The following is a 26,685-nucleotide window of genomic DNA, read 5'->3' on the forward strand; positions in this document are numbered from 1 at the left end:
ATGGTCCTGGCTAGTGCTTGAAGCCCGGCAGGTTCACGCTCAGCCGCGGGGCGACCGCCCCGGCGACGGCGGTGAAGACACTCAGGAACACCAGCATCGCGGCGGCCGGCCACCAGTGGTTTCCGGCCGAAGCGACCAGTCCGGTGGCCAGCAGCGGGACAAAACCGGAAAGCATGCCGGCGGTGTTCTGGGCGAAACCGACGCCGGTGTACCGGGTACGGGCGGGGAACAGACCGGTAAGCACGGTACCCGAAGCGGCATACGGGAAGGACAGCGTTGCCACGGCCAGCGTCATGCCGACCACTACCAGGACCTCGTTTCCGCTGGTGATCAGCAGGAAGGACGGGAGGGTGGCGACGGCCGAGGCCAGTCCACCCCAGAGGATGACCCGGCTGGCGCCGAAGCGCTCGCCCAGCCGGCCGCCGGCAATCAGCACCGGAATCTCCACGATCGCGGCGATCATGCCGCCCAGCAGCATCAGCCGCGAGGAGTAGCCCAGGACGTTCACGCCGTACCAGACCACGAACGCGGTGACCAGGTAGAAACCGCCGACGCCGAGCAGTGCGGCAGCCATGCCGATGATGATCTGCTTCCAGGACTGGGCCAAGGTGGTGCGGATCGGAGCCTTCTCCACCTGGTCGTGCTCCATCAGCTCGGTGAAGACTGGAGACTCATCGAGCCGGCTGCGGATGTACAGGGCGATCAGCAGCATCGGAATGGCGGCCAGGAAGGGGATGCGCCAGCCGAATGCGTCGAAGTTCTCCTGCGAGAAGAAGAGCGTCATCAGGAAGAACCCGCCGGAGGAGAGGATGGTGCCGATCGGTGAGCCGACCTGCGGCAGCGCGGCGTAGCGGGCGCGGCGCTCGAGCGGAGCGTTTTCGACGACGATCGTCATGGCACCGGACCATTCGCCGCCGACGAACAGGCCCTGGGCAACGCGCAGCAGCACAAGCAGCACCGGCGCAGCGATGCCGATGGCTGCGTAGGTCGGCAGCAGGCCGATCAGGCCGGTGACCGCTCCGATGCCCACGATGGTGACCATCAGCGTCTTACGCCGGCCGATCCTGTCGCCCATGGCGCCGAAGATCATGCCGCCCAGCGGACGGGCCACCAGGCCCACGCCGAAGGTAGCAAAGGAGGCCAGCGCCGCGGCGGTGGCGTTCTCATTGGCAAAATACTGGACGTTGAAGACCAGGGCGGCGGCCGCGCTGAAGAGGAAGAAGTCGTACCACTCCATGGCGGTGCCGATCAGGGCTCCGATGGAGACCTTCATGGCCTCCTTGTCGGTGATGGACCGGGTTGCCCCGGCCTCGAGGTTCAGGGTCTGGCTCATGCTGCCTCCGCACTTCGTGCTGTAGCCAGCCGGCGTCAGGCGATCGCCGTGGCTTCGGGTGAATATCCAACAGCATGGCAGGGTGGCGCCCATCACACACTGACGGATCCTCGCGGAATTCAACCGCTAGAATGGGCAAAAGCACATTTATCGGGGGTTGGATCACGGTGGAAACACTTCAGAAACAGGGATTTAACGACTCAGTCGCAGTAGCCCGCTGGAACCAGCTGCTGGACCGGCTCTCGGTGGACGTGCTGACCGATGCCTTCCTTGACCGCGTGTTGCAGCTGGAGGACTACCGGGACGGAGCGCTGCCGGCCAGCGAAATCCGCCGCACCGGGGCCGCATCGTTCCAAGCGCTGATCGAGAGCCTGCGCCCCGGAACCGACAACAATCGGTTGCTGGCCGAGCGGCAGAACATTGCCTTGGAAGTGGGCGTCTCCCGAGCCCGGGCCGGGATCCCGGTGGAGTCGCTGATGACGGCTATCCGCTTGGATTTCACCGTGCTGTGGAGCGAACTGATAGGGCTGGCCGGTCCGGAGGATGCGGTGCTGCTCGTGCACCGGGCGGAAACGGTGTGGCAGGTGGTGGACTCCTATGCGGCCCAGACCCAGGTTACCTACATGGCCGAGCGCCAGCGCATGGCCCATGAAGCGTCCTCGGTGCGGCAGGGCTACGTTGCGGCAATCTTCGGCCCGGCGACACCGGCGCCTGCCTTGGTCGAGCGTATCGCCGGCGAGCTCGGACTGGACCGGACGGCGCCGCTCGGCGTGGCCGTGGCTGCCGCCGAAGACGCCGCGGCGCTGCGCGTCGTCGTCGCCCAGGCCGCCCGCCGCGGCGCCGAAGTCTTCACCCACCCACTGCCGGATGCCCTGGTGGCCTTCTGGACGCTGGATGAACGCGCCGGTTCACCCCTGCACGAAGCGGCGGACCGGATCAGCCGGCTCCACTGCGGGCAGGTCGAGCGCGTGGACGGGCTCGACGGACTCTGGGAAGCAGCCAGGATCGCGCGCGACCTCGCGCAGTTGGTGCAGCCGGCGGACGGCGGAGCGCTCACACTCGGGCGGGCCTGGCCGCGCATCGCCCGGCTCCGCCTGACCGCCGCAGGCCTGCCGATCGCGCCGGAGGTGGATACGGCGCTGGCCGGCTGCGGACGCGTGGAGCGGGAGCGCCTGATGGAAGCCGTGCAGTCCTACCTGTCCACCGGCAGCATTGCCGAGTCCGCGGCCCGCCTGTACTGCCATCGCAACACCTTGATGAACCGGCTGCGGCGGTTTACCGAACTGACCGGAATGGACCCCACCGTGCCTGCCCAGGCCGCCCGCCTGGTGGTCGCTTGGAACTGATCATCAGCTGTACCTGTCATCGCAGAGGCCGTTAGAGTACTCCGTTCACGAGGTCAGGGGCATCCGCTGACCCTCCCCCAAGGGCCTCAAACACTGTGCCGGTTCGGCGCTTGAGCGCTGCGGCCCCACAACGGAACGGAACGATTTTTGTTGCCGGACATTATGGCCGCAGCCCCGGACGGGATGTAGGGCTTGTAGCAAGGACCGTTGCAGGCACGCCGCGGCCACGTGTCACAGCGGACGGCGCTGATACCCGCCCCGCCGTTCTGGCCCGACATTCACAAGATCCAAGGTGACCTGTTTCGCCGCTCCGCCAAACCGGGGCGGGATCCAAGGAGTCCCATCATGAAAACGAGAAACCGCCCCCGTCTAGCCCTGGCAGCACTGCTGCTGACAGCCCCACTGACGACAGTCGGCCTGGCGGCGTCCGCGGCGCCGGTCCCGCAGGCCAACCGCTACGTCTCCATGGCCTTCTCACTGTCCACCCAGGACTGGTACGGCGCCTGGTCGTCAGACGCGGAAAAGGCGAAATGGGGCGCCCTCGACCGATGCAACCTCTACCAGTCGAATGGTGCCTACGACTGCGTCTCGGCCGGAGTCGCCCTCAACCAGTATCTGGCAGTCGCCCTTTCAAAGCCTTACCGCGGTTGGGGCTCGGCGGCCGCCAGATACGCGAGCCTGGCAGGCGAGGCCGCGCTTAAAGGCTGCAAGTACGATCCCGAGGACGCAAAATACTGCAGGATCGTCTTCAACAAGCACTCCAGCGAACACTAGTAACCATCTGCACGGCAATCCGACAGCATCCATCGCGTGGCCGGACTATCGTTGCCAGCTTCAGTCCGCTGATGGACCGCCCGATTAGGGTAGGCACACGGACTGGCTCGGCGACCTGAGGCGCGGTACCTAGCTTCGACAGAGGCCGGGCACCTCGTGGCGGGACATGCACATCATTTCTGCGTCCAGGCGAACGACCCCGGCGAGATCCTCATGTCTTCGGCTGGCGCTACCGCGGACCTGAGCAGGGAAATCTCAACGCCGGGAGCCTGTAGTTGATCACCGTCATCTTCCAGGATCTGGCGATCGAAGCCCTTACCATCCGGGAAGGATCAGTGCTGGGATTGGTCATCTGACCGCGCCATTACCGCCCGCTTGGCAAAGGCTTCCTGATCTGCTGTCAAGCATCGGAGGTGCCTATCAATCACGGCCAGCCGGCGTCGTCGTCCGCACCGTGGCACCCGGCGCTGCGATACTCCCTCCCCTGCCTTGAGATGGCCCGCAACGCGTGAAGGGTGGCGGCCGCCGTCGAAGGCTTGGGTGGAGCACTTCCGCTCCGGAATCGGCACGACGATGCACCGGCAAGGATGTCTACGTAAGGCAATTAAGTCTGTTCAGGTACGGCCAAGACGGCCTGCCACGCGGCGTGCGCGACCTCTGGGTGGGCGATGTCATTGTGGGCGCCGGAGGGCCCGTCCCCGTGGGAGATGAAGTTCCGGGCGTCCAGATTGTAGATCCGCCCCGGCCGGAAGGCGTAATTGAAATCGGTCGGGGCCATGGGCACATCATCGCTGACCGTGTTTAGCCCCTGAATGCCGTAGGTTCCAATGCCGCCGTACTTGGGCAGGTCCCCGAGCAGGTACTGGGAGGCCAGCTGGGCCCCCAGCGGATAGTATTTGCCGACGGCCGTGTCGTGGAGGGACCGCGTCGTGACGATCGGCCCCCGGACCAGGCCTTCGTCGACGATGCGGTGGAAGTACCCCGGTTTGCCTAGAGAATCGGGAACGTTCGCAGAGTACGCCCACAAGGACAGCGCCCCCTGGGCTAGGACCAGTGAGTCGACAGGCCGCAGTAGCCTGCTCCGGGCCGTTCCTGCCACGGCGGCGGAGACCACGATGCAGCCGAAGCTGTGCCCCATCAGGTGGAAGCGCGTCGTTTGCGGTGCGGACTCCTGCAGGAGACGCAACAGGTCAGCGGCGCCGGTCTCACCGAAGATCCGCCCGCGGTCTTTCATTTTCCAGAACGAGAGCTGCCGCAGCGGCGAGAGGATATTGCTGGACACGCCGGCACCACCGGCGTTGCCGCCGAGCAGACCCTGGGATTCCCCGTCCTGCTCCTGGCGCAGCTGCTGATAGACCGCTTGGGCGTCCCAGGCCTCGACGCCGCCTGCCGCCGGAGGCAGCATGTCCCCGTCCGAAGTCAGGCCTGCCTCGATGCGCAGCGTTTCGTAGGCTTGGCGCACGTCTTCGGGAAGGCTGTCTGCATCCTCGTCACGCCGGGCGGTTTCCAGGATGGTGTGCAGGGCGGCGCGGGCTGCCGGTGTATCGGCGAGGCGCTCAGCGTTGACGTCCACCATCTCGTCGATGCTCATCGGCGCAGCCGGTTCAGCTTCGTCGGAGAGCAGACCGCTGGCGGACGGGGATGGCACACGTTCGTCTCCCCATGGCTTGCTCGGCCAGTGCAAGCCAATAACCAGAGAACGGAATCCGGGGTGGCGAGTCCTGGCGGAGCGGCGGTCTTCGGCGCGTGCGGCCATGGTGCCGAGCCAGCGATCGTACTGGTCGATCGCTGCCGGAATATCCCCCTGCCAGCCGTGGCTGAGGAAAAATACATCGCTGATTTTTTCATCCGTCCCTTGCACCGCGGCGAGCGCGCGCAGCGTGCTGCTGGCCAGTGTGCCGGCGCCCTCGGGCCGTTCCCTGCCTTCCTTGTCAAAGCACACCAGATGGTAAGTCACGTCGGTGCCGGGTACCTGGCGGAGTGTCATAGCTGCCCGTCCTTTTGATAGTTGCGGAGCTCATGAGTCGTCGGCGGGACATCCGTTCGCCGCCGTCGGGCTTCACCCCGGCCCAACGGCTGGCAGCGACGGCACAGCCGGTTTCAGGTAGGTGTCCCCGTCGCAGTGCACGCCGTACAGCAGGCCGAGGGGGTTTCCGTGGTCGAGGTACATCTCCCGCCGCAGCTTCAGGAACAGTTCGCCCAACGGCACACCATCCATGAACATGTCGAAGAACCTTTTCGCCCATTCGGCCGCAAAAAGTGCCGGGGTCTTACATTCGGTGCCGATAACCCCGCGGGCACCCTTTGCCATGAAATACGGTACGAACCCGTCATAGAACAACGGCGAGAGCTCAGCGGATTCGCAGGCATTGATGAAGATGAGCGGGTGGCCGCGCAGCGGGACATCCGTAGGAGCTGTCAGGTTGAGGTCTTCGAGCCGGACTTTCTCGTTGCCGGAGAACTTGAGCCAAGAGGCGTCCGGGCCGCCGGGATCGTCGAGGCCGGCAGCCCCGGCATGGCAGTACAGGTACAGGATCTGGTCATCGGTCGCCTCGTTCTGCAAGGCCCTGATGACCTCGTTCCCCAGTCTGCGCGTGGTCAGGCGGATACCGGCACGGGACCGGCAGGTGTCCGCCCAGTACCGGCCTTGGCGGGCAACAAAATCCGCACGCATCTGGGTATCGATCTCGTCATTAATATTGACGCTCAGTGACAGATCCGGCCGGTCCGTGGCAATCACGCCATCCGGGGTGGCCATGTCATTCTGCAGGGGAATCTGCTCGATGACGTGGCCCATCCCCAGGAAGCGTTCCCATTGGACACCGTTTTCATCCCATTTGTCTGCGACATAAAGAAGACCCCAGGGAATGGGAAAGCCCTGCGAGACCACCTGGAGGGTGGTGACGCCGCTTTCCGGGGCGGTCTGCTCGCGCAGCCAGTCGCCGATGCGCTTGGTCTGGGCATCGGCCGCCGGATGATAGAAGATCTTGCGGTACAGCCCGTACCCCGCCTTCGCCAGGACCACCAGGGCACGATCGCGGTCAGCGTCAGCGATGTCCAGGCGCTGCTGGAAGACAGGCGTGCCAGCGTCGTCCGTCTGGGTCACGACCTTCAGCAGTTCCGTCCGCAGCTGCTTGAGCGCATCGGCTAGTTCGGCGTCCTGGATGGGGAGATGGGCGCGCCCATACACCGCTCCCCGGACGTCGCAGCGGAAGCCGCCGCCCGGCGCAGGTTCAATGGACAGCCCGATGTCCCGCGGCTGCAGCACGAACGCAGCCTGGGAAGGGCGCCCCCGGGCCGTGACCTGCACGGGCCTGGCGGTAAGGCCCACATGGAACGTGATCTCCATTTCCTGGATGAAATTCCCCTCCTTATGGATGGTCGCGGTCACGACGCAGGGCCCGTCCCTGAGCGGGGTGATGTCGAAGCGCGCCTTGCCCTTCGATGGTCCACTGCGGGGCAGGCGGAGCGGACGGCTGTTATCGCCGATGTCAAAGTCATCGCTCTCGACGTGGACGGAGAGCACAGCCAGGTTCTCCCCCGCGGCGAAGGTGTAACCCAGAAGGGTGTTGGCCGCGGCCCGGGGATTCTCCTCCACATCCACGCCAAAGGCGAGGGTGTACGTCTCTCCGCTTAGCAACGGCGCCGCGGGGTCATGGTCCTCCAGTTCGGCGCTGACCCAGCGTCGGTCATCGGCTTCTCCACTCGCAGCGGGAGCCGCGGGCCCCTCAGGCTCGGACCACGACGTGTCCCGCTGCGGTTCTTCATCCCAGGCCGGACCCGAAGATTCCTCTTGCTCCGCCCCGAGCAACCCTCCTCGGAAGACGACAGGCGGGCTATCGAGGGGAGCGCGGTCCATGGCCTTGTCTTCGCCCGGTTCAGGCCTGACATAGTCGCCGGCCGGGGCCGCCGGAGAATCCTGGACATCATGGCCACGTCCGGTGCCGTCGTCGGCGGCGCCCGGTGACGCGATGGTGAAGTCCGTGGTCAAGGACCCCTCCGCTGTCTTCCAGAGAGGCACCAGTTTCAGCGTCAGCATCTGGGTAACGGCCTCGGGATGCCCGGCACCGGAGTCAACGACCACCCAGGCGACCTTGCCGGCGGCAGTCCTGGTCAGCGCCACCTGGAGCGTTAACTCCACCGGCTCCAGGCCGAACCGCATTGCCTGCCCCTCGCTGCGTGCCGCGGCAGCGGACAATTCCTCCCGCAGCGCATCGATCGCCTCCGCCAAGCCCACGGCAGCATCCACCATGCACCTCCGTCATCCGGCTGCCCGTCCCTTACCGGCCAACCCGGCCGGCGCAGGACAGATGCCACCATGATGCCCCTCCCTGTCCGGGCTGAACAGGGCACCGCAACACCGTCAGCGCTCACAACGAAAAGTCTCCCGGGCGACGCCGGCATGCTGGCCCACTGCCGAAGACGTTGGCCGGTTCCCGAGCAGGTGTTTAGGTTGGCGTAGTAGTGCCAGGCCCTGCGGAGACGTAGTAGGTCACAGTGCTCTGAGGAGGAGCTGCGGTACCTGCCTTCGGATTCTGGTCGACAACCGTACCTTGGGGCGCCCCAGAGAACTGGTCCTCGCCTCGCAGTGGTACCAGGCCCTGACCGGATATGATAACTTCAGCATCGGCCACAGACTTCCCGATGACATCTGGCACCTGAGGCCCTGTTGGTCCGGTGGAATAGACGACCGTCGCGACTGCCTCGCCATCCGACGTACAGTTTGCGCTGACGGCCAGCACCACGCCCGGCGCCTCCGCCGCGGACTGCTCGTGGGCCTCGACGCGCCAACCATTCGCTTCCAGTTCTGCCTTGACGACCTCGAAGGTGCGCCCGTTGTATTTGCTGGGGTCGAGGCTGGATGGCGTGCATCCCGGACTGGACGGGCCAACGGCAACGTCAAGAGTTCCGCTGCTACCGCCCCAGGTGGCTTTGAGGCTGATGTTCCCTTGGCTGACGGCGACAATCTGGTCGCCGTCAATCCGGGCAATATTCGGGTCACTCGAACTCCACTGAACCGGTGGGGATTCCAAGCGGCGCTCTGTCTTATCGCTGAAGATACCGACGGCGGCAATGGGCTGGTGCTCACCTTCCGTCAGTTGTCGCGGACCGTCGATCCGAATGCTGGCGAGGGTTGGCTGCGGCTCAGGTGTCTCCGGCGTCGGTCCGGCCTCCGTCACCGAAAGTTTCACCTTCCGCTTGACGCCCTCAAAGATGGCGGTGATGGTGGCTGTTCCCTGGCTGACGCCTGAGAGCTGTCCCTTAGCGTCAACTCTCGCAACGTCCTTATTGCTGGTCTCCCACTTGACCGGGGGCGATACGAGGGTTGCGGTGGCGCCGTCGTCGTATTTTCCGGTGGCGGTCAAGGAGCGGTGCTCACCTGGCTTCAACGTTATCGGCGATGGATTGACCGTGATGCTTCGGAGATTCGCCTTGGTTACTGTCAGCTTCACGGTCCCCTTGATCCCCTTCTGCGACGCAGTAATCGTCGCGGTGCCCGGCTGGAGAGCGGAAACCCGCCCGCTGCCATCGATGCGTGCAACTGCGGGATTGTCTGACTGCCAATCCACGGAGTCAATCCGAACACCGCGGTCGCCGTTGCTGTAGGCCCCCTCCGCGGCGAACTGCAGCTGTGCCTTGGGACGAAGCACCGCCGGGCTGGGCTGGACGTTGATCGCTGTGAGTTCCGCATCTGACAGGACTTGCCGGGTCAGGAAGAGGGATCCGGCCAGCACCGCTGCCACCGCAGCGGCGGCAATGTACGCGATCCAGATCCGCCGCCTGTAGCGGCCGATGCCGCGCATGATCGCCGCATTGGGATCCGCAGGATGCGCCCGCGAACGTACCTCATCAGCCGTTGCTGTCAGGGAACGGCGGAAGTCGGCGTTCATGGCGTGATGGAATCCGGGCTCGGCCCGCCGGCAGACAGCTGGAACCGGTCCAGCGCCGCCACTACTTGTGCCGACGGACTGTCTGTGATGCGGGCAATCTGCCCAACAGACAGGTTGGCGACTTCATGGAGCACCACTACTGTCCGTGCAGTGGGGTCCAGCGCCGCCAGCGTGCTTAGCACCGGGGCCCTGGCGGGATCGTCAGTTATTGCTTCTTTGTAGTCCTCCAGACGGTCGGGGGAACCGATAAACCGGACCAACAGGCAGAGCGTGTAGGTCAGGATTTCCGGGGTAACCGGCCCTCGCCAGGCAGCCGCGGCGCGTTCCCACGCCCGTTCCACCATGTCGGAAGCCTTTGCAGGATCGGTGCACAGTAAGTGGGCACAGCGTTCCAGATCCTCCTGCTGGCTTTCGAACGCCATCTGCAGTTCTTCCCGGCGGTCCTGGAGGGCGGCAGAAACCTTCGTTCCAGGAGGCAACCCAAACTCCACCTCACGTATGGCAGGGATCAGGACTGCCAGCACGAATACCCCGATGCCTAGGCCCGTCAGCAGGAGGCCCAAACCATCCGAAAGCATCCATCCAGCGACAATGACCGCAAGCGCTGCCACCGTCATCACGATCCGCGCCGGTCGTAGCGCCGGTCTGAATCGGCGCGGAGGAATTTCACACATGGGCTCAGAACCTCCCATCACACGACGCCCCTTGGATGGAAGCGGCTTACGGCGGTGTCGTGCTAGCCCTGATGATACCGCCCTTGCCGTTACCGCTTTTCTCTTCCAAGCGGTGCCTTCGTCCTTGCCCCGGCCAATTGTGGGTGGCCTTGTCGCCGCAGCCTTCGTAAGCCAGTCTTAAGCTGTTGCGCATGCTCAGCGGCACAAGGACTTTTGTGCCGCCCCACTGGCCTTCTGGGCCAGGCCGCATCCCATGAGTGAGAAGGTCGTGGTGGACGGGGACATTGAACTGGAGATCGGCTCCGGTTCGCAGCGGGGCGAATATACAGTACGGGTAATACGGGCACGGGCCGGTGGAGAACCATCTGCCAGGTTCCGGCTTGATGTCGACGAACTGCTGAACCGGCGGAGCGATCTGGAGCGAACCATACTGGCTTCCGCAGTGTCGGCACGCCGCACTGTTCCCCGGTCCGAGGAACCTGTCCGACAGGCCGGAGAGCAGCTGTTCATGGCCTTGTTCACGGGAGCGATCGGTGGTGCCTACCGCGCCAGTCTGGGTGCGGCCCAGCAGGCCGGGGATGAACTGCGGCTGGTCCTGCGCCTGGCGGCGCCGGAGTTGGCCGCCCTCCCGTGGGAAATGCTGTACGACCCGGAGACAGGATCGTACCTGTGCCGGACAGAGCCCCTGGTACGGCGCATTCCGGCGGCTGACTACAACCCCCGTCCGTTGAAAGTCGCCCCTCCGCTGCGCATCCTCGGAGTGGTTTCATCCCCCCGCGGTTTGCAAACGCTGGACGTGGAAGCCGAAAAGGCACATTTGGAGGAAGCCCTGGCCGGTCCGGTCGCCGCCGGGCTGGTTGAGCTGGTCTGGACACCGGAGGCCACTTGGGATGGGATCCACGAGCAATTGCTGGCCGGCCCGTGGCATGTGCTGCACTTCATCGGGCACGGTGACTATGACCTGGGCAGCGATGAAGGCCTGATTGCCCTGGTGGATGCCCACGGCCGCTACGCTTTGGTGGAGGCGTCACGCATCGCATACCTGCTCAGCGCGGCCAGGCCGATCCCCCGGCTGGTCGTGCTGAACTCCTGCTCCACCGGGCAGGCCGGGACGGAGGACCTGTTCTCCGGCACTGCTGCCGCCTTGGTACGCGGCGGGATCAGCGCCGTCGCAGCCATGCAGTTCACCGTGAGCGATGGTGCAGCCATCGCGTTTGCCCGGGGTTTTTATACCGCCATTGCCCATGGCCGCCGGGTGGATGAGGCGGTTCGAAATGGACGGATCTCAATCACCGGAAACTCGGGGTCGACATTGGAATGGGTGACTCCGGTAGTGTACGTGCGCGGTACCGCCGCCAGCCTGTTTGCCTTGACTGTGCCGCGCCGCGCAGCAGGCACAAGGCGGCAGAAGCCCGATGCCTCGCCCAAACCGGGCCCCGTCCAGTCGGATCGGGAGCAGGACCAGCTTCGCACACTCTACTTGCAGGCCAGGAACGCGCATCAGCAGAACCAGTTCGAAACCGCCATTGGCCTGTTGGACAAGCTGCTGGCCGCAGATCCGGGCTACCGTGACGGTGCTTTGCTGCGGGATACCGCTATCCGCCGCCACGAGCACTCCGCAACGTACCAGGACGCCAGGAAAGCCGAGGATGACGGCGACTGGGCCGCAGCCGCACGCGGGTACGCCCTCCTCGAAGCAGATCCGCACTTCGCGGACGCCGCGGACCGCCGCCGAACGTGCGAATCCCGCCAGCAAATGGCCGCACTTCAGGCCGCGTTGCGGCAACACGCCGAGGCCATGGAGTGGCAGGCCGTGCTGGACCTGGCTGCGGAGCTGAAGGCACTGGAACCTGACGCAGCCGACCCGGACGGACTGGCCACCCGGGCCCGCCTGGAACTGCGGTACAAGCAGGCGGCTGGCGCGGACAATGCCACAGATCCCGCAATTCAACCCGAAACCGAAATCCTTACGACGTCGACTTCGTTACAGGGTGCCAAAACCCGAAGCGATACCGCTCAGAGCTCCCGCAGCCAAACCCCCGCACGAAACACGGCCCAGCAGGCCGGCACCCGCCTGCTGACGGTCCGCCATGCCAGCGCGGTCAATTCGGTGACATTCAGTCCGGACGGAACCTGTGTGGCCACAGCCAGCTGGGATGAAACCGCCCGGATCTGGGACGCTGCCACGGGCGGCGAATTGCTCCGTGTGCGGCATGACAACGTCGTCAACGCAGTGGCTTTCAGCCCCGAGGGAAGCCGCATGGCCACAGCCAGCTCGGACGAAACCGCCCGGATCTGGGACGCAGGGTCCGGCATCCAGTTGCTCGAACTCCAGCATGGCAGCTCGATCAATGGACTGGCGTTCAGCCCGGACGGAAACCAGCTCGCCACGGCTAGCGAAGAGACCCGCATCTGGGACTCGCACAGCGGAGCCCTCCTGCTCCGGGTCCGCCAGGACGATCCCGCCCGCGGCGTGGCATTCAACGCGGATGGATCCTTCCTGGCCAGCGCCGGCGATGATATCCGGCTGCTGAACATGCATAGCGGCGCCCTGCTACTGCGCATAGGGCGTCATGTCATGGCTACCGGCGTGGCCTTCAGCCCAGACGGCACAAGCATAGCCGCCGGCAGTGATGACCGGATGGCATGGATTTGGAACGCTACGACCGGAAAGAAGCTGACGAAGATCCGCCACGAAAGTTCGGTCCGGGCGGTGGCATTCAGCCCTGGCGGCACCCGCTTGGCGACCGGCGGCGGCGACCGCACGGCCCGGCTTTGGGATATCGCTACCGGCGCCCAGCTGCTGCAGGTCCACCACGATGGATGGGTTTCCGCCGTGTCATTCCGGCCGGATGGCGGCTGGCTCGCCACCGCCAGCCGGGATGGGACGGCGCGCATCTGGCACATCACCGGGGTATAGGCCGTCAGATGTCGTCATGTTAACGCTGGACGTCCTCGGTCCGTTGAGGGCCGGCGACGGCAACCGGACCATAGTGCTGGGCGGCTGGCGCCAGCGCGCGGTCCTGGCCCGGCTTTTGATCGCACGCGGCTCGGCGGTATCAGCAGATCGTCTGATTGACGACCTGTGGGGGTCCGAGCCCCCTGCCAAGGCATTGCTGACCTTGCAGACGTATGTGTCGCGGTTGCGCAGCAGCCTGGAACCGTCCCGGGCCACCCGCGGTCCTGGGACGGTTCTGCTCACCGTTCCTACCGGCTACCGTGTGAGCCTGCACCGTGACCAAGTTGATGCCTGGCAATTCGAGCAGGCCTACGCCGCAGCGGATCCGCATCATCTGCCGGCCGAACAGGTTCGGCGCAACCTCATCGATGCGCTGGCCCTTTGGCACGGCCCTGCCTATGCGGATTTTGCCAACGAACCATGGGCAGCCGCCGAGATCACCCGACTGGATGATTTATGGTGCGCGGCGCGGGAACGGCACGCAACTGCCGCGCTGGCCCTGGGAAAGTTTTCCGAGGCCGTCACAGGCCTCGAAGCTGTCCTGGGGAAGTCTCCGCTGCGTGAGACGACGTGGCAACTGCTGGTGCTGGCCCTCTACCGCGGCGGCCGGCAAGGTGACGCGTTGGCCGCCGTTCGAAGCGCCCGCCGGGTCCTCGCCCAGGAACTTGGCGTCGATCCGGGGCCGGCCCTTCGCCGGCTTGAAGCGGACGTACTGGCGCAGTCCCCTGCGCTCGAGGACGATGCCCACCCCTTGCTGGCTTTCGCTGCGGCCGGGGAACGGATCCCGGGCCACAGCATGCTGGCTGCCCCCGATCAGGATCCATTTCTGGGTCGTGCGGCCGAACTTGAGCATTTGCTGGCAGCTGCCAGGTCGGCGCACCGCAGCGTCCCGTCCCTGGCCTGGATCGAGGGGCACACCGGAACGGGCAAGACACGCCTCGTCATGGAACTCGCCAAAAGCCTGCGGGCGGAAGGATGGTTCGTGGCGGTGGGACGATGCGACGCCGAGGAGGGTGCGCTGGCCGGCCTTCCCTGGGCTGCCATAGTCGACGAGCTGCACCATCTCCACCCGGATGAATTCGGTCAACCCCTCGAATCCATCTTTGCGGCGGATGTACAGGCCACCGGGCAGGACATCGATCCGGTTCTGCAAAGATTCCGCCTGCACCGGCGGATCAGCGAGTTCCTGCACGAAGTAGCGGCGTCCGGTCCGGTGCTGGTTGTTCTGGACGATGTTCATTTGGCTGACACCGAAACCCTGTCGATTTTGAACCGCGTGGTTTTCGACCTTGCGGATGATCCGGTCTTCTTCGTAGGCATCCAGCAAACAGGAGAGGGATTTGCCGGTGCGCCGAATCTCGCACGGAAACTCCTTCCGGTGGTCCAGGCGAGATTCGAACTTGGAGGATTGTCCACCCAGGAAACGGCCGCATTGCTGCGGACTACATCGTCCAGGATCCTCTCGGATGATGAGGTCGCAGCGATCCACCGGTGGACCGGCGGCAACGTCTTGTACGTGCGCCAGATCGGCAGTCTGCTCGACGCCCTTGGCGGACGGACGGCGCTCTCCGAAGTTCCCGCGGGAATCCGTGAAATTGTGCGGCACCGTCTGGCCCGGCTGCCGGAGGATGTGCGGTCGCTGTTGACCACGCTGGCCGTGATGGGAATGGAAACCGACGCCGATGTTCTGGAGGCGCTGGCTGGGGCCGCGGAACAGACGCTGCTCGAATCTGTTGAAACGGCGCTACGGGCGGGCCTGCTGATCGAGCCCAAGCCCGGACGCGTGGGATTTGCGCACGGCATCGTCAGGGAAGCCATCAACAGCGACATTTCGAGCATGAGACGCTGCCACTTGCATGCCCGGATTGGACAGGCCATCCAGGCCATCCATCCGGATGACTACTCCGCCATCGCCTACCACTACGTCCGGTCCGGCAAAGCATCATTGGCCCTGGCCGGATTGGAGTATTCATCGAAGGCCGCAGAACAGACCGAGGCGCGGTTCGCCTTTCGGGAAGCAGCCACGCTCTGGCTGCAGGCACTGGACTGCTTCGATGCCGCAGCAGCAGGCGGACCACGGGAACGGGTGGGACTCATGATCCGCCTGGTGCGTGCCATCGCCTTGGGCGGCGAGGCAGCCGAAGCACGGAACATCCGGGACCAGGCTCTTCGTGAGGCGGCCGTCCTCGCGGACAGCGAGCTGACGGCCCGGGTCATCACCTCCTACGACGTTCCCAGCTTGTGGGTGAACCAGGAATACGGCACCGTGGTCCAACCGGTTGTCGACCTGGTTGAGCACACCCTCGACGCCCTGCCCAGCCGCACCTCGGCCTTGCGCTGCCAATTGCTGACCTGCCTGGCCCTGGAACTCGAATGGTCGGGGCTGGACCGGGGGCGTGAGGCGGCGGCCGCAGCCGTCGCGATGGCCAGGGAGCTGGATGATCCGCTGCTGCTCGCCAAGGCCCTCGAAGCACTGTTCCGCCAGTCCTACTTGCCCGGCCAGCTTGCCTTCCGTCGCTCCCTGGCGCAGGAGCTCCTGGCGCTGGCCCAACGGCACAGTCTGGTCACGGCCGAAGTGATTGCGCACCTGATGATGACCGAGTGCGCGAGCGCACACGGTTCGTTCCGGACGGCCGATCAACACCACGCCGAAACCAAACGGTTGGCCGAAAAATACCAGCTGCCCTCCCCACTGGCTGTCGCCGCCTGGTACGAAGGGCTCCGGCATCTGGTCAACGGCCGCTTCGAGGCTGCGGAAGAGGCCTACCGTGCTGCGGCCAGGCTCAGTGAACGGGTACGGCTGTGGGAAGTGGACCAAGCCTGGGTGGCCGGCACCACCATCAGCCTGGCCATGCACCAGGGCCGGATGAACGAGATCCTGGATTTGGCCGAAACGGCTTTCGCACGTTGGCCGGTGATGGGGCGCGAAGTCTATGCGCAGGCGCTGCTGGGCTCGGGGCAGCCGGACGCTGCCAGGGAAGTCGCCGGACAGCTTCCGCCGGTTCCTCGGGAGGCCTCCTATCTGCTGACCAGCACCTGGCGTGCCCTCACTGGACTCTGTCTGGACGACCGCAACAGGATCGTATGGGCTTATCAGGCCCTGGAACCATATTTGGACGAGTTTGCCGGTGCTGACACTGCAGTGGTGGCGCATGGGCCGGTGGCACAGATTGCCGGCGACCTGGCGTTGCGGCTGGGCCTGCAGACCGAGGCTGCCAAACATTACCGCCAGGCCTTCGCTGTGGCCCAGCGCGCGGAATCAGCATATTGGTGCGCCGCCGCACGTGCGGCACTGGCCGCCGTCGACCCATAGCCGCCCACCGTCCCGGAACCCTTCAAGCCGCCCCTCAAGTGACCTTCAAGCAGCCTGCAAACATCCGGGTCCTCAATGGAGGTGCGAAGCCAAACCAGCTCGCACCACCATCAAGGAGGATGAAATGTCCGCAAACCTGCCTGCCGTCCGGCGCCGACTCTCCCGCCGGTCCAAGTTCGCCCTCGCGGCAGCGCTGGGACTGTCCGCGGTGGCAGTTCCCGCCGCGGTGGCCGCACCCGCACAGGCCGCCGTCACCCAGTACGCGTGCACCGTGACGCCGCTGAAGCCCATCTTCGCCGGGCACAACCAGTCCGGCACCATGCTGGTCAATTACCGGGTCTACGTGTACTGCAGCCAAAACCGTTGGCTCAACGTCCAGCAGCAGCGCTGGGAAGACGATGACTCGTGGACGCCACCGTTCGATGGCAATGACTACTTGGGCGGAACGAACTGGACGAACGTCTATGTTGGTGCCGGTCACTCGGTCACCCTGAATAACGTCCGGACCCTCGTCAACACCGAGGCGGGCAACGAGGAAGTCTTCCAGCGCACCCGCCACCAGGAAGGCGCCAGCGGAATCTGGTCGCCCTGGACGGGATGGCGGGCCAGCGCCAACACGTCGATGCCGGGCTGACGGACCACACCGTGGACCCCGCACCATGAAGGGGGAATCGGGGGATAGGGGGCTGCACAGGTCCTTCCTGGGCAGTAAGTAGAGGGGCCGGGGCCGGCGCCAGGGGACGTCCCCCGGTGCCGGGCCCGGCGCGCTGCCGGCTACGGAGCCCAGTCGGCGTCGTCGTAGGGGCCGCGGAAACGGGCGCGGAGGTACTCCCCCACCACGGCGGCCCCGAGTTCCCCTGTCTCGGGCGCGACCACCCGGCCATCGATCCGGCGGACCATGCGCTGGACGAACCGCTCCAGGCCCGGGTCGTCGCCGAGCCGGAAGAACGTGGCCTTCGTGCCAGCACGCCCCAGCCGGTCGAGCTCGGCGACCGTCACGCGGATGGTTTCCGGGTCCGGCGGCCAGGAGAACCAGGACTCGCCCTCCGCCAGCAGGTGCGCGGTTGGTTCGCCGTCGGTCACCACGAGCAGGACCGGCTGCATGGTGGGGTGCTGGCGGAAGAAGCGGTTGGCCAGCAGCAGGCCGTGGTGCAGGTTGGTTCCCTGCTCCCGCAGCGCCGGCAGGGCCGTCAGCTCGCCGATGTCCATGGACTGCGCGTAGCGGCCGAACGTGATCAGCTGCAGCCGGTCCCCGCGGAACCGTGTGGAGACCAGGTGGTGCAGGGCCAGCGCGGTGCGTTTCATCGGCACCCACCGCCCCTCGGCCGCCATCGAGAACGACACGTCGACGAGCAGGACGACGGCGGCCTGGGTGCGCGCCTCCGTCTCCACCACCTCGATGTCGCCCGCCCCGAGGCGCAGCCCGCGGCCCGGATCACCGCCACCGGCGGCCGTGCGGCGGATCGCGTTGGTCATGGTGCGGGTGACGTCCCACGGCTCGGCATCCCCGAACTGCCACTGACGGCTGGCCCCGGTCTGCTCGCCGGCAGCACCGGCGACTCGCGCATCCCGGCTCCCCTGCCGGCCGGAGAGCTGCCTGGCGGTGTCCCGCAGCAGCGACTTTCCGAGCCGCCGCATGGCCTGCGGGGACAGCCGGAGGTCGCCGTCGGCACCGCGCTGCAGGTAGCCGCCGTCCTGCATCGCCCGCTCGATCTCGGCGAGGGTACGAGCCGTCACGGCGGCATTCTGCCCGAGCTGGCGGGCAAGGGCATCCAGGTCCAGATCGTCCAAGCGTGAACCGTTGTAGGACTGGGAGAGCTGCCCGGCCAGTTCGTCGAGTTCGGCGATATCCTGGAGCACACCGGTACCGTCGCCCAGCCCGAGCCCTTCCTGGCCCTCGAAGCGTTCCGAGCCGGTCCAGTCCTCGCCCGGGCGCAGGGCGCGCAGGCTTGCGTCCAGTTGATCGAGCTGGGCCATCAGTTCGGACGAGCCAAATGCCTGGGCCGAAAGACGCAGCAGCTCCTCGCGCTGCTCCTGCGACATCGATTGCAGGAGCCGCTGGGCTGCCGCCGCGCGCTGGGCGAGGGCGTCGACCAGTTCCTCGACCGATTGTGGATTCTCCGGAAAGAAGTGCCCGTGCCGCGCCATGAACTCCTGGAAGTCCGCATCGGTGTCCTCGCCGCGGCGGTGCTTGTCGAGCAGTTCGTTAAGGTCGCGCAGCATCTGGCTCACGGCCGCGCGGTCTTCGTCAGTGGCATTCTCGAGCGCTTGTTTCATCCCGGCGAACCGCTGGTCAAGGACCTCGCGGCCCAGCAGGTCCTTGATTTGCTCGTAAGCCTGGCGGGCGGTGCTCGACTGCCAGTCATAGGAAGCGAGCTCGTTGACCGCTGCCGCCGTGGAAGCGGGCAGGTTCTGCAGCTGCATCTCCCGGAAGGCGCGGTCGGTGTCATCCATCATCGCGTCGCGGGCCAGCTGCTTGCGCTCCTCCAGCACCGCGGTGTCGAGCAGCTTGCGGACCTCGTTCAGGGTGCCGTCCAGCCGGTGGCGGCTCAGCAGTTCATTCCGGCGCTGCTGAACGCGGCCGGCCAGGTCATCAAGCCCTTCCCGGTTCCGGCCGCCGCGCCGCAGGAACTCCTGCAGGGCGTGCCGGGGCGAGTAGCCTGCCATGACGTCCTCGGCGATCGCGTCGAGCGCCTCGGCCAGGTCGACCGGCGGGGCGAGCGGATCGGGTCCTCCCGTGTACCGGCCGTACCTGGAGGCCCGGTTGTGTGCGGCCATGATGCCTCTCCCTATCCCTAGAGTGGGGCGCGAGGGCCCCGTTGTGGCGGCGGAGCCGACACCGCGGGAACGCCCCACTCGCTAGCCGTAGATCGTCTCCCCCTCGTCGGACTCCTTGGAGATCCGCCGGGCGAGGTAGAGACCTTCCAGTGCAAGTTCGATCGCAGCGGCGCGCTGCCCATCGTTTTTCGCGTGCAGGCGCGCACCGATCTCGTCGTAAAGGCCGGATGCGTCAAGCGGCGGGAGGTTCTCGAGGAACTCCCGAGCGGTGACTTCGTCCCCGGTAGTCACGGTCGTGTGGCCGTCGAGCGCCGCCACGAGCGGACCGAAGTCGAGACCGCGGTAATGCAACCGCACAGCTTCGGCCGTAGCCGTGCGCACCAGATGGTCGAGGATGGCTTGTTCGCGCCCCTCCTCGCCGGACTCGAACTCGATCTTGCCGGAAAGGACTTCGACGGCGCTCTCCAGGTCAACGATCCGGGCGACCGCCTCATCCTCCCCCCGAACGGCGGCCCGGCGCAGCGCCGCCGCCGCGACGGTCTCAGCGCCCGCGATGCCAAACCGCGCCGACACCCCGGAATTCTGGTTGATCGCCGGGGACTGCCGCAAGGCACGGGTATAGCGGGCCAGGATCTCGAGGATGACGGGCGGGACGTCGGCCACCAGCCGCCCCTCCTGCTGGATGACGGCGACCTCGTCGTCCAGCTCGATCGGGTAGTGTGTGCGGATCTCGGCGCCGAAGCGGTCCTTCAGGGGCGTGATGATCCGGCCGCGGTTGGTGTAGTCCTCGGGGTTGGCGGTCGCGACGACAAGGACGTCGAGTGGCAGCCGCAGCACGTAGCCGCGGATCTGGATATCGCGCTCCTCCATCACGTTGAGCATCGCGACCTGGATACGCTCGGCGAGGTCGGGCAGTTCGTTAATGCCGATGATGCCGCGGTTGGAGCGCGGGACGAGACCGTAGTGGATGGTATCCGGGTCGCCGAGCCGGCGGCCCTCGGCAACGCGCATCGGGTCGACGTCGCCGATCAGGTCCGCGACGGAGGTGTCCGGAGTGGCGAGCTTCTCCACGTATCGTTCCGACCGGTGGCGCCATGCCACGCGCAGCCGGTCCCCTTCGGCGAGCACCCGGGCGCGGGACTGCTCCGTGATCGGTTCATACGGATGTTCGTTCAGTTCCGATCCTTCGATCACCGGCGACCACTCGTCGAGCAGCCCGACCAGGGTGCGCAGGAGCCGGGTCTTGCCCTGTCCCCGCTCGCCAAGCAGGACGACGTCGTGGCCGGCGATCAAGGCGCGCTCGAGCTGGGGAAGGACGGTCCGGCTGAACCCGTACATGCCGGGCCATGGATCGCGGTCCGCGGCGAGCGCCGCGAGCAGGTTGTCGCGGACCTCGTGGCGCAGGTCCTTGTGGACGTGGCCGGCTGCACGTAATTCACCAACGGTGAAGATATCGGGACGATCAGTCACACCTCCACGGTAGTCCTCGAACCCGCGGTGAATCGAGCATCGAATATCTTCCCAGTCCGGGCGGGGCCCCTGCCGCTACGCTGGTTGTTGATGACTGACGCAACATTGCCGGCGCCTTCAACACCGCCGGGCACCCTGCTCCTGCTGGTGCGGCACGGGGAGACGCCCACCACGGGCACGGTGCTGCCCGGCCGGGCGCCGGGTCTGCATCTGTCCGACCGGGGCCGGGCCCAGGCTGAACGGGTCGCGGAACGGCTCGCAGGTCTTAGGGTCGATGGCATCTACTCCTCGCCGCTGGAGCGCACCTGTGAGACGGCGCAGCCGGCGGCGGCCGGCACCGGGCTCGAGGTAAACAAGAACGCCGGGCTGATCGAATGTGATTTCGGCGATTGGACCGGCGCCGCGCTCGCCGAGCTGGCGGGCCTGCCGCAATGGCAGACCGTACAGCACACCCCCTCGGCCTTCCGCTTCCCGAACGGGGAGAGCTTCGCGCAGATGCAGGCGCGGATGGTCGGCACCCTTGAGGCACTGTGCACCGCCCATGCCGGGGGCGTCGTCGTCTGTTTCTCCCACGCGGACCCGATCAAGGCCGCCGTCGCCCACGCGCTGGGTATCCACCTGGACCTCTTCCAGCGGATCGCCATCAGCCCGGGCTCGGTTTCGGCCATCTCCTATGTGGAGGGCCAGGCGCCCGCCGTCCTCATGGTGAACTCCTCCCTGGAACCGTTGAGCGGGCTGAGGGCGTCGTGACTAGGGGCGGACGGTGTCCGGACGCGAGCTGACGCTGCTCACCGAGGGCCGCATCGAACTGCTTGGACGCATCCTGCGCAGCAGCAACGCGACGTTCCTTGTCCAAGTCTCGTACGGGGACGACTCGGGGTGGGCGGTCTACAAGCCGGAAGCCGGAGAACGGCCGCTGTACGATTTCGAGCCCGGGCTGTACCGGCGGGAGCGCGCGGCCTACCTGCTCAGCGAGTACCTGGAGTGGGGCATTGTGCCGCCGACGGTGATCCGCGAGGATGCACCCTTGGGGGTCGGATCGCTGCAGTGGTTCATCGAGGGCGATGAGCACGAGCACTACTTCACGCTGTACGCGGAGGCTCCCGGGACCCATGCCGCCTTGGCTCAGATTGCCCTCTTCGACTGCGTCGCCAACAACACCGACCGCAAGAGCGGGCATGTGCTGCGCGACCTCGACGGACATGTGTGGGGCATCGACCACGGGCTGTGCTTCTCTGCGGACTTCAAACTGCGCACCGTGATCTGGGACTTCGCGGGCGAACCCATTCCCGCTCCCCTGCTCGAGGACATCAGCCAGCTCGCCGGGTCCGTGCCCGACGACGTCGCCGAGCTGCTCGACGACGCGGAGGTCGCCGCGCTGCAGCGACGCGTGCAGCGCCTGCTGCGCGAAGGGGTGCTGCCGGTGGACCGCACCGGGATGCGGTACCCCTGGCCGCTCGTGTAGGCGGACCGGCTTGACATCTGGCGGGCCGCCAGCGTTTCGCTTGGCTGCGGCACCGCACCAGCATCGGTAAAGACTCGATCAATTCCCGCGTGTCGACCGGCCCGCCACCGGCCGGGCGCGTGTAATGGGTCACACCATCCGATGAAAGGGAGCGGCCGATGTCCCAGGACATTGCAGCAATCATCTTGATCGTCATGGCCGCCGTCCTGCCGGTGGCGATCTCCCTGCTCACGAAGTGGCGGAAACGGTGGAACCGACGTCGCATGCTGAAGGCATCGGCCGGCATCCGGACCCAGGCCGGCTACGTGCCGCGGCATCTCTCCACCGGGCACAAGGCCGACGGCGGTGCCCCCGCGGCGGCCATCTGGTCCCCGGCATTGGCGGATTTCGCGCCCGAAGAGGCCATTGCCGGGACTGTTTGACCTCGTAGAGGCCAGGTTCGTGGCAGGGCCTGGCGCGTCTTCGGGCCGAGGCCACCTGTCATCGAGTCCGTTCAGCCAGCGGCGCCGCTGTAGGATCGCACTACTTGCAGATCAGCGTTGGGGGACGGTGGGATGACGGCAGGAGCACCTCCGAAGAGGAATGTGGCCATTTTTGTGGACATGGAAAACCTGTTCGGCGGGTATGGACGCGATGTCACGGCTGTACCCGTCGGGACGATCATCAAAAGCATCCAAGGCATCGTCCGCAAGAACGGCATCGGCTCGCTGACGGCGACCGTACGTGCCTTTGCCAACTGGGGACGGCCGGACATGGCCGCATACCGCCGGGAGCTGCTGGAGCACGGCGTCGAACCGGTGCAGGTCTATTCGTTCAGTTCGGACATCAAAAATGCCGCGGACATGGAGTTGGTCGTCGACGCGCTGGCGGTGGCTTACGAATCATCCGGCGTGGAGGTTTTCGTCATTGTCAGCGGCGACGGTGGCTTCGTCCCCCTGATCCGCAGGCTCCATGCCTTGGGCAAGTACGTGGTTGTGGCCACAACAAACCAGGAAAATGCCGGAAAGCCCAACTCCCTGCTCGAATCCGCAGCCGACGAATTTCACGTCCTCGACGTTTCCGGCGCCGCTGCGGACGCCCGGCCACGGCCATCGGGCACGGCTGTCAAGCCGGCCAACCGGTCCCCAAGCGTGGAGGAGTACCGGCAGGCAGTCAAAGATCTTGTGGCGCGCAACTCCGCGCTACGCGTCAATGGCGCCATAAATGGTTCAGCGCTCGGCAACCTGCTGCGGCAAAAGTGGCCGTCGGTCGACTACAAGAGCTTCGGTTACCGCAGCCTCGGCGCCTTCGTCGAGGAATACTGCGACCTCAAGATGTGGCGCCCCGCGAGCGCCGGAGCGAAGTGAATGCCGGCACCAGCGGCATCCAGGCAGTAGGCGGACTGGTTCGGAAGGCGTCGAAAGGCAGGATTTCGTGCCGCCATTCGGCGTGATGGACGTGCCGGTCCACGCCGGTTCCTGCGAAAACCCGACATGTCCTACTCCAGGGCCGGAAGGTCCTTCGTGGTCGGTCCGTGCAGGACCTTGCCTGTGGGCGAGAAGCGGGAGCCGTGCAAGGGGCAGTCCCAGGACTTCTCCGCATCATTCCAGCTGAGGATGCCGCCCAGGTGAGTGCAGACTCCCGAGAGCCGGCAGGTAACGCCGCCGACAGTGGAAACGGCTGCCGGCCGACGGCCCTGGCGGACCACCATGCCGGCGCCTTCCGGCGGCGCCGCGCCAATCCCGGACCCGGCCAGTTCCGCCTTCGCCCAGCCTTCGGCCAGCGCCTTGGCGACGCCGGCGTTCAGGGAGATCGCACCGGCTGCTCCTGCAGGCGAGGTGATCCGGTGTTGGATCGTGTCCGCCCAGTGGAGCTGTCCGCCGAGGATCTCGGCACTGATGGCCAATGCTGCGGCGATGGCGTTGCTCATGCCCCATTTGTTGTATCCGGTGGCGAAGAAGATTTTGCCGCCGCCGCGGGGCAGTTTGCCGAAGAAGGGCATCAGGTTGGTGGCCTGGTAGTCCTCGCCCGACCACGTGTGAGTCACCTCCGCGCCGGGGAAATAGTGCCGGGCCCAGGCCAGCAATTCATCAAGACGGCGTCGGGGCGAGGGTTCCCTACCCACTTGGTGTCCGTTGCCGCCCACCACCAACAGTTCCTCCCGACCGGCCGGGTAGGTCCGCAGCGAGCGGCCCGGAGACTCAGCCGAAAGGTACATTCCCGAGGGAATCGTGACGTGGCCGGGAACCCTGAATGCCGCCGCATAGGACTGCGAGGCCTTCAGCTTGGCAAAATACAGGCCTCTGTCCAGGATCGGGATGCCCGTGGCCAGCACCACCCGGCCCGCGTGGACTATGCCGGCGTCGGTCACGATGTCTGCACGGCCGTCCTTTGTCACGTTGGAAATGTTGCGGACCCGCACGCCTTCCATCAGCACGCCTGCGTGGGCACGGAAATCAGCCGCCAGGCTCTCCAGGACATCCATGGGATTGAACTGTGCCTGGTCGGCGAGCCGGATAGTACGGCGGGTGTTGAACGGCAGTTCGGTGACACTGGTTTCCTCGACGTCGAGGCCGGCCGCCCGGCAGGCGGAAAGTTCGGACTTCACCCGCTGTGCACCGCCGTCGGTCACGGAGAACGTATACGCGTCCCGGCGCTGGAAGGGGACGCCTCGTTCCTCAAGGTGGCGCAGCAGCCACGCCTGCCCTTCCCGGTTTGCTTCAACGTACGCGTTGACAACCTTCTGCGAGTACTGCCGGCGCAGCCCTGACAGCACAGTGCCCTGAAGCAGGGACAGTTTGGCTGTGGTGTTGCCGGTGGTTCCCGCCCCCACGGTCCTGGCCTCCAGGATCCCGACCCGCACACCGGACCGAGCGAGCAGCGCGGCGATCGCCAGTCCGGTGAGGCCGGCCCCGACGACGGCGACGTCGAAGTCAGCCTCCGGGACAAACGCATCGCCGGTAAGAATCGTGTCTCGGTCCAGCCATAGCGAGGTCATGAGTACACTCCCTGTCCGTTTCATGACGGTGGAATCCGGAAACCCGGATAATTCGGCCATTTGTCTGGCCCCAGGTGGTAGTGCGTTGATTCTGCTGCCGCTAAGCCTGGCTGCGAAGCCGGCTCACCCCATTATGACTACTGCCAGAGGCCTCCCGGCCAGACATTTTTCATATGCAACCTTTGACCTAACCCGGGCAGTCCCCGCCGGCTGCGGGAAGGCCAATGGTGCATGAATCGCAGCTTTGGGCGATGAGCATCTCGACGGCGGCTACCGCGGCCGGCGGGCTTCGGTGGCCGGCTCATCCGGAGTCCGGCCACAAACAGGCCTCGCGATGGCGGCGCAACGGCAATGTTGTAGGGTCCCGTTCTTGCGCTCACGCGCTGCCGGGTTCCTACTGGTGGGAGGAGCCCGAACCACCCGAGAGAGCCTGCCGCGAGGCCGACAGGTCTTCCCTCATGCCATCGACACCTGGGACAAGGCGGGGGCGGCCAGGCTTCAGCTGCAGATTATTGGAGGCAATAATGTTCGCTCGAGTCAGCACATACCAAGGCAGCCAGGACACGTCCAGCGGGCCCGCGGCGGATATCGTCCGGCGGGTGCTGGAACTCCCGGGATGCCGGGGCTTCTATTTTATGAACGGAAAGGGGAACGGCAAGTCCCTCTCGATCGCCATATACGACACGGAGGAACACCTGGCCGCAAGCAAGGAAACGGCGAACAAGCTCCGCTCAGAAGCCAGCAGCGCGCTGACCTTGGAAGTCCTCGACGTCGAAGAGTACGAAATCGTCACCAGCGAGCTCAACGACTGAGCATGCGCATTCGGCCGCAAGGCCCGACCTGATGTACACGCGACCCTGCTGCTGACATCGGCAACCGGCTCGATCGAGCGGATCTTCGACCCGGGAGTACAAGCACACCTACCTGGACGGCTCCTCGGGCCGGGACGCCTGCGACCGGGGGCATGAGGGAATCGGGCATCAGCGATGCCGGCACCGGCGGGGTCATCACCGCCCGGGGCGTCTGTGTGCCGCGGGCGATCGGACAGGCGGCCGCGGCACTCGACGGCGGCATGTCCGCCTACACCGGCTGCCTCGAGGCCACGGCGCCGCCGCCCCGAATAGGAGCCGTTACTAGGGACGGCAGGATCCGGTCGGTCCCCGGCGCCCTCAACTTCCCCTGCCGGGAAAACGTCGACCCGGCCGGCCATCTCCTGCCCGTCCTGGCTGCGCTAGCACTTCGAGCGAGCCGACATGAATTCAGCCGGGGATGACATCAGCTATTGCGGCTCCATCCTTGGCCCCGGCTTCCATCTACGCTCCGGCCACCGGTAACAACGCATATGCCAACCAACGTCCAAGGGAAGCTCGTTTACCGTCTGTGTCACTGACAACGCGGTTCGGAGCAATAGCTCGCCGAGAGCGCGGAACCTGCCTGCGCTGCCGCGGCTCCGGCAGGCCGGGAGAGGGCGACCATCTGGTCACGCGGCACCACCTTGATGCGTTCGCGAATCACGGGCCCGCGGGCGGTTTCCATGGTGCCGGCGGCCTCGCCGAGTTCCTTCTCGTGGGCGTCCAGCCGCAGCCAGCCGTCCCAGGTGGTGTACTCGATGCCGCGTCTGTCCAGCAGCTGCACAAGCTCCTCTTCCTCCGGGTGTGTGGCAGCTGGCAGGGAGCCCAGGTCGGAGAGCAGGTGGTTGACAGTT

Annotated in this window: 18 protein-coding genes and 1 pseudogene; 10 read left to right on the forward strand and 9 right to left on the reverse strand. The window is 66.0% G+C overall.

Going from position 1 to position 26,685, the window contains the following annotated elements:
• Positions 1–10: 10 nt before the first annotated feature.
• Complete coding sequence (locus tag LVY72_RS20795) at positions 11–1,333, reverse strand: MFS transporter (protein ID WP_237826102.1); 1,323 nt, start codon at positions 1,331–1,333, stop codon at positions 11–13.
• 167 nt (positions 1,334–1,500) lie between these two features.
• On the opposite strand from LVY72_RS20795, the gene LVY72_RS20800 reads away from it, so the two are divergent.
• Together LVY72_RS20800 and LVY72_RS20805 are read left to right on the forward strand one after the other, a co-directional pair.
• On the forward strand, positions 1,501–2,679 hold the full coding sequence (locus tag LVY72_RS20800) for an RsbRD N-terminal domain-containing protein (protein WP_237826109.1): 1,179 nt from the start codon (positions 1,501–1,503) through the stop codon (positions 2,677–2,679).
• A 345-nt stretch (positions 2,680–3,024) separates the two neighbouring features.
• The gene (locus tag LVY72_RS20805; protein WP_237826110.1) at positions 3,025–3,453 is read left to right on the forward strand and encodes a DUF4189 domain-containing protein; all 429 of its coding nucleotides are present in this window, start codon (positions 3,025–3,027) and stop codon (positions 3,451–3,453) included.
• 604 nt (positions 3,454–4,057) lie between these two features.
• On the opposite strand, the gene LVY72_RS20810 is transcribed toward LVY72_RS20805, so the two are convergent.
• The 4 genes from LVY72_RS20810 to LVY72_RS20825 all read right to left on the reverse strand — a co-directional run bounded on the left by LVY72_RS20810 (position 4,058) and on the right by LVY72_RS20825 (position 9,961).
• Positions 4,058–5,440: a hypothetical protein gene (locus LVY72_RS20810; RefSeq protein WP_237826111.1), complete on the reverse strand. Its 1,383-nt coding sequence runs from the start codon at positions 5,438–5,440 to the stop codon at positions 4,058–4,060.
• Positions 5,441–5,512: 72 nt separating this feature from the next.
• Entirely contained in the window at positions 5,513–7,705 is a 2,193-nt protein-coding gene (locus LVY72_RS20815; protein ID WP_237826112.1) for a trypco2 family protein, read from the reverse strand.
• 196 nt (positions 7,706–7,901) lie between these two features.
• A complete protein-coding gene (locus LVY72_RS20820) occupies positions 7,902–9,344 on the reverse strand; it encodes an Ig-like domain-containing protein (protein ID WP_237826114.1) in 1,443 nt (480 codons plus the stop codon).
• Positions 9,341–9,961 (reverse strand): SigE family RNA polymerase sigma factor, encoded by a 621-nt coding sequence (locus LVY72_RS20825; protein WP_237826115.1) that lies wholly within the window; start codon positions 9,959–9,961, stop codon positions 9,341–9,343. The genes LVY72_RS20820 and LVY72_RS20825 overlap by 4 nt, the downstream gene beginning before the upstream one ends.
• 310 nt (positions 9,962–10,271) lie before the next feature.
• Between LVY72_RS20825 and LVY72_RS20830 the strand changes: the two genes are divergently transcribed.
• The 3 genes from LVY72_RS20830 (at position 10,272) to LVY72_RS20845 (ending at position 16,924) form a co-directional block, all read left to right on the forward strand.
• Positions 10,272–12,938 carry a CHAT domain-containing protein gene (locus LVY72_RS20830; RefSeq protein WP_237826117.1) on the forward strand — a complete coding sequence of 889 codons (2,667 nt, stop codon included), beginning with the start codon at positions 10,272–10,274 and terminating at the stop codon, positions 12,936–12,938.
• Between the two features lie 16 nt (positions 12,939–12,954).
• Positions 12,955–16,290: an ATP-binding protein gene (locus tag LVY72_RS25030; RefSeq protein WP_504863594.1), complete on the forward strand. Its 3,336-nt coding sequence runs from the start codon at positions 12,955–12,957 to the stop codon at positions 16,288–16,290.
• A 124-nt stretch (positions 16,291–16,414) separates the two neighbouring features.
• On the forward strand, positions 16,415–16,924 hold the full coding sequence (locus LVY72_RS20845; protein WP_237826121.1) for a hypothetical protein: 510 nt from the start codon (positions 16,415–16,417) through the stop codon (positions 16,922–16,924).
• A 140-nt stretch (positions 16,925–17,064) separates the two neighbouring features.
• Here the strand turns inward: LVY72_RS20845 and LVY72_RS20850 are convergent, their stop codons facing one another.
• Together LVY72_RS20850 and LVY72_RS20855 are read right to left on the reverse strand one after the other, a co-directional pair.
• A complete protein-coding gene (locus tag LVY72_RS20850) occupies positions 17,065–19,068 on the reverse strand; it encodes a vWA domain-containing protein (RefSeq protein WP_237826122.1) in 2,004 nt (667 codons plus the stop codon).
• Positions 19,069–19,149: 81 nt separating this feature from the next.
• Complete coding sequence (locus tag LVY72_RS20855) at positions 19,150–20,538, reverse strand: magnesium chelatase ATPase subunit I (protein WP_237826125.1); 1,389 nt, start codon at positions 20,536–20,538, stop codon at positions 19,150–19,152.
• Positions 20,539–20,628: 90 nt separating this feature from the next.
• On the opposite strand from LVY72_RS20855, the gene LVY72_RS20860 reads away from it, so the two are divergent.
• From LVY72_RS20860 to LVY72_RS20875, 4 genes are all read left to right on the forward strand, one after another.
• A complete protein-coding gene (locus LVY72_RS20860; RefSeq protein ID WP_237826126.1) occupies positions 20,629–21,288 on the forward strand; it encodes an MSMEG_4193 family putative phosphomutase in 660 nt (219 codons plus the stop codon).
• A gap of 13 nt (positions 21,289–21,301) precedes the next feature.
• Positions 21,302–22,003 (forward strand): SCO1664 family protein, encoded by a 702-nt coding sequence (locus tag LVY72_RS20865; RefSeq protein ID WP_237826128.1) that lies wholly within the window; start codon positions 21,302–21,304, stop codon positions 22,001–22,003.
• A gap of 158 nt (positions 22,004–22,161) precedes the next feature.
• Entirely contained in the window at positions 22,162–22,425 is a 264-nt protein-coding gene (locus LVY72_RS20870; protein ID WP_237826129.1) for a hypothetical protein, read from the forward strand.
• Between the two features lie 162 nt (positions 22,426–22,587).
• Positions 22,588–23,349 (forward strand): NYN domain-containing protein, encoded by a 762-nt coding sequence (locus LVY72_RS20875; RefSeq protein WP_237826134.1) that lies wholly within the window; start codon positions 22,588–22,590, stop codon positions 23,347–23,349.
• A 131-nt stretch (positions 23,350–23,480) separates the two neighbouring features.
• On the opposite strand, the gene LVY72_RS20880 is transcribed toward LVY72_RS20875, so the two are convergent.
• Positions 23,481–24,980 carry an FAD-dependent oxidoreductase gene (locus tag LVY72_RS20880; RefSeq protein ID WP_237826137.1) on the reverse strand — a complete coding sequence of 500 codons (1,500 nt, stop codon included), beginning with the start codon at positions 24,978–24,980 and terminating at the stop codon, positions 23,481–23,483.
• Positions 24,981–25,504: 524 nt separating this feature from the next.
• Between LVY72_RS20880 and LVY72_RS20885 the strand changes: the two genes are divergently transcribed.
• Complete coding sequence (locus LVY72_RS20885; protein WP_237826138.1) at positions 25,505–25,792, forward strand: hypothetical protein; 288 nt, start codon at positions 25,505–25,507, stop codon at positions 25,790–25,792.
• Between the two features lie 571 nt (positions 25,793–26,363).
• Here LVY72_RS20885 and LVY72_RS20890 read toward each other — a convergent pair.
• Positions 26,364–26,685, reverse strand: a pseudogene (locus tag LVY72_RS20890) (hypothetical protein); the annotation flags it as partial.

The sequence above is a fragment of the Arthrobacter hankyongi genome, from assembly GCF_022012395.1.
In the GTDB taxonomy this organism is placed as follows: domain Bacteria; phylum Actinomycetota; class Actinomycetes; order Actinomycetales; family Micrococcaceae; genus Crystallibacter; species Crystallibacter hankyongi.

Bases quoted from the DNA above. Each gene is read 5' to 3' on its own strand.
- LVY72_RS20795 (WP_237826102.1), bottom strand. From the start codon at position 1,333: ATGAGCCAGACCCTGAACCTCGAGGCCGGGGCAACCCGGTCCATCACC.
- LVY72_RS20805 (WP_237826110.1), top strand. From the start codon at position 3,025: ATGAAAACGAGAAACCGCCCCCGTCTAGCCCTGGCAGCACTGCTGCTG.
- LVY72_RS20810 (WP_237826111.1), bottom strand. From the start codon at position 5,440: ATGACACTCCGCCAGGTACCCGGCACCGACGTGACTTACCATCTGGTG.
- LVY72_RS20815 (WP_237826112.1), bottom strand. From the start codon at position 7,705: ATGGTGGATGCTGCCGTGGGCTTGGCGGAGGCGATCGATGCGCTGCGG.
- LVY72_RS20820 (WP_237826114.1), bottom strand. From the start codon at position 9,344: ATGAACGCCGACTTCCGCCGTTCCCTGACAGCAACGGCTGATGAGGTA.
- LVY72_RS20825 (WP_237826115.1), bottom strand. From the start codon at position 9,961: ATGACGGTGGCAGCGCTTGCGGTCATTGTCGCTGGATGGATGCTTTCG.
- LVY72_RS20830 (WP_237826117.1), top strand. From the start codon at position 10,272: ATGAGTGAGAAGGTCGTGGTGGACGGGGACATTGAACTGGAGATCGGC.
- LVY72_RS25030 (WP_504863594.1), top strand. From the start codon at position 12,955: ATGTTAACGCTGGACGTCCTCGGTCCGTTGAGGGCCGGCGACGGCAAC.
- LVY72_RS20845 (WP_237826121.1), top strand. From the start codon at position 16,415: ATGTCCGCAAACCTGCCTGCCGTCCGGCGCCGACTCTCCCGCCGGTCC.
- LVY72_RS20850 (WP_237826122.1), bottom strand. From the start codon at position 19,068: ATGGCCGCACACAACCGGGCCTCCAGGTACGGCCGGTACACGGGAGGA.
- LVY72_RS20860 (WP_237826126.1), top strand. From the start codon at position 20,629: ATGACTGACGCAACATTGCCGGCGCCTTCAACACCGCCGGGCACCCTG.
- LVY72_RS20870 (WP_237826129.1), top strand. From the start codon at position 22,162: ATGTCCCAGGACATTGCAGCAATCATCTTGATCGTCATGGCCGCCGTC.
- LVY72_RS20880 (WP_237826137.1), bottom strand. From the start codon at position 24,980: ATGACCTCGCTATGGCTGGACCGAGACACGATTCTTACCGGCGATGCG.
- LVY72_RS20885 (WP_237826138.1), top strand. From the start codon at position 25,505: ATGTTCGCTCGAGTCAGCACATACCAAGGCAGCCAGGACACGTCCAGC.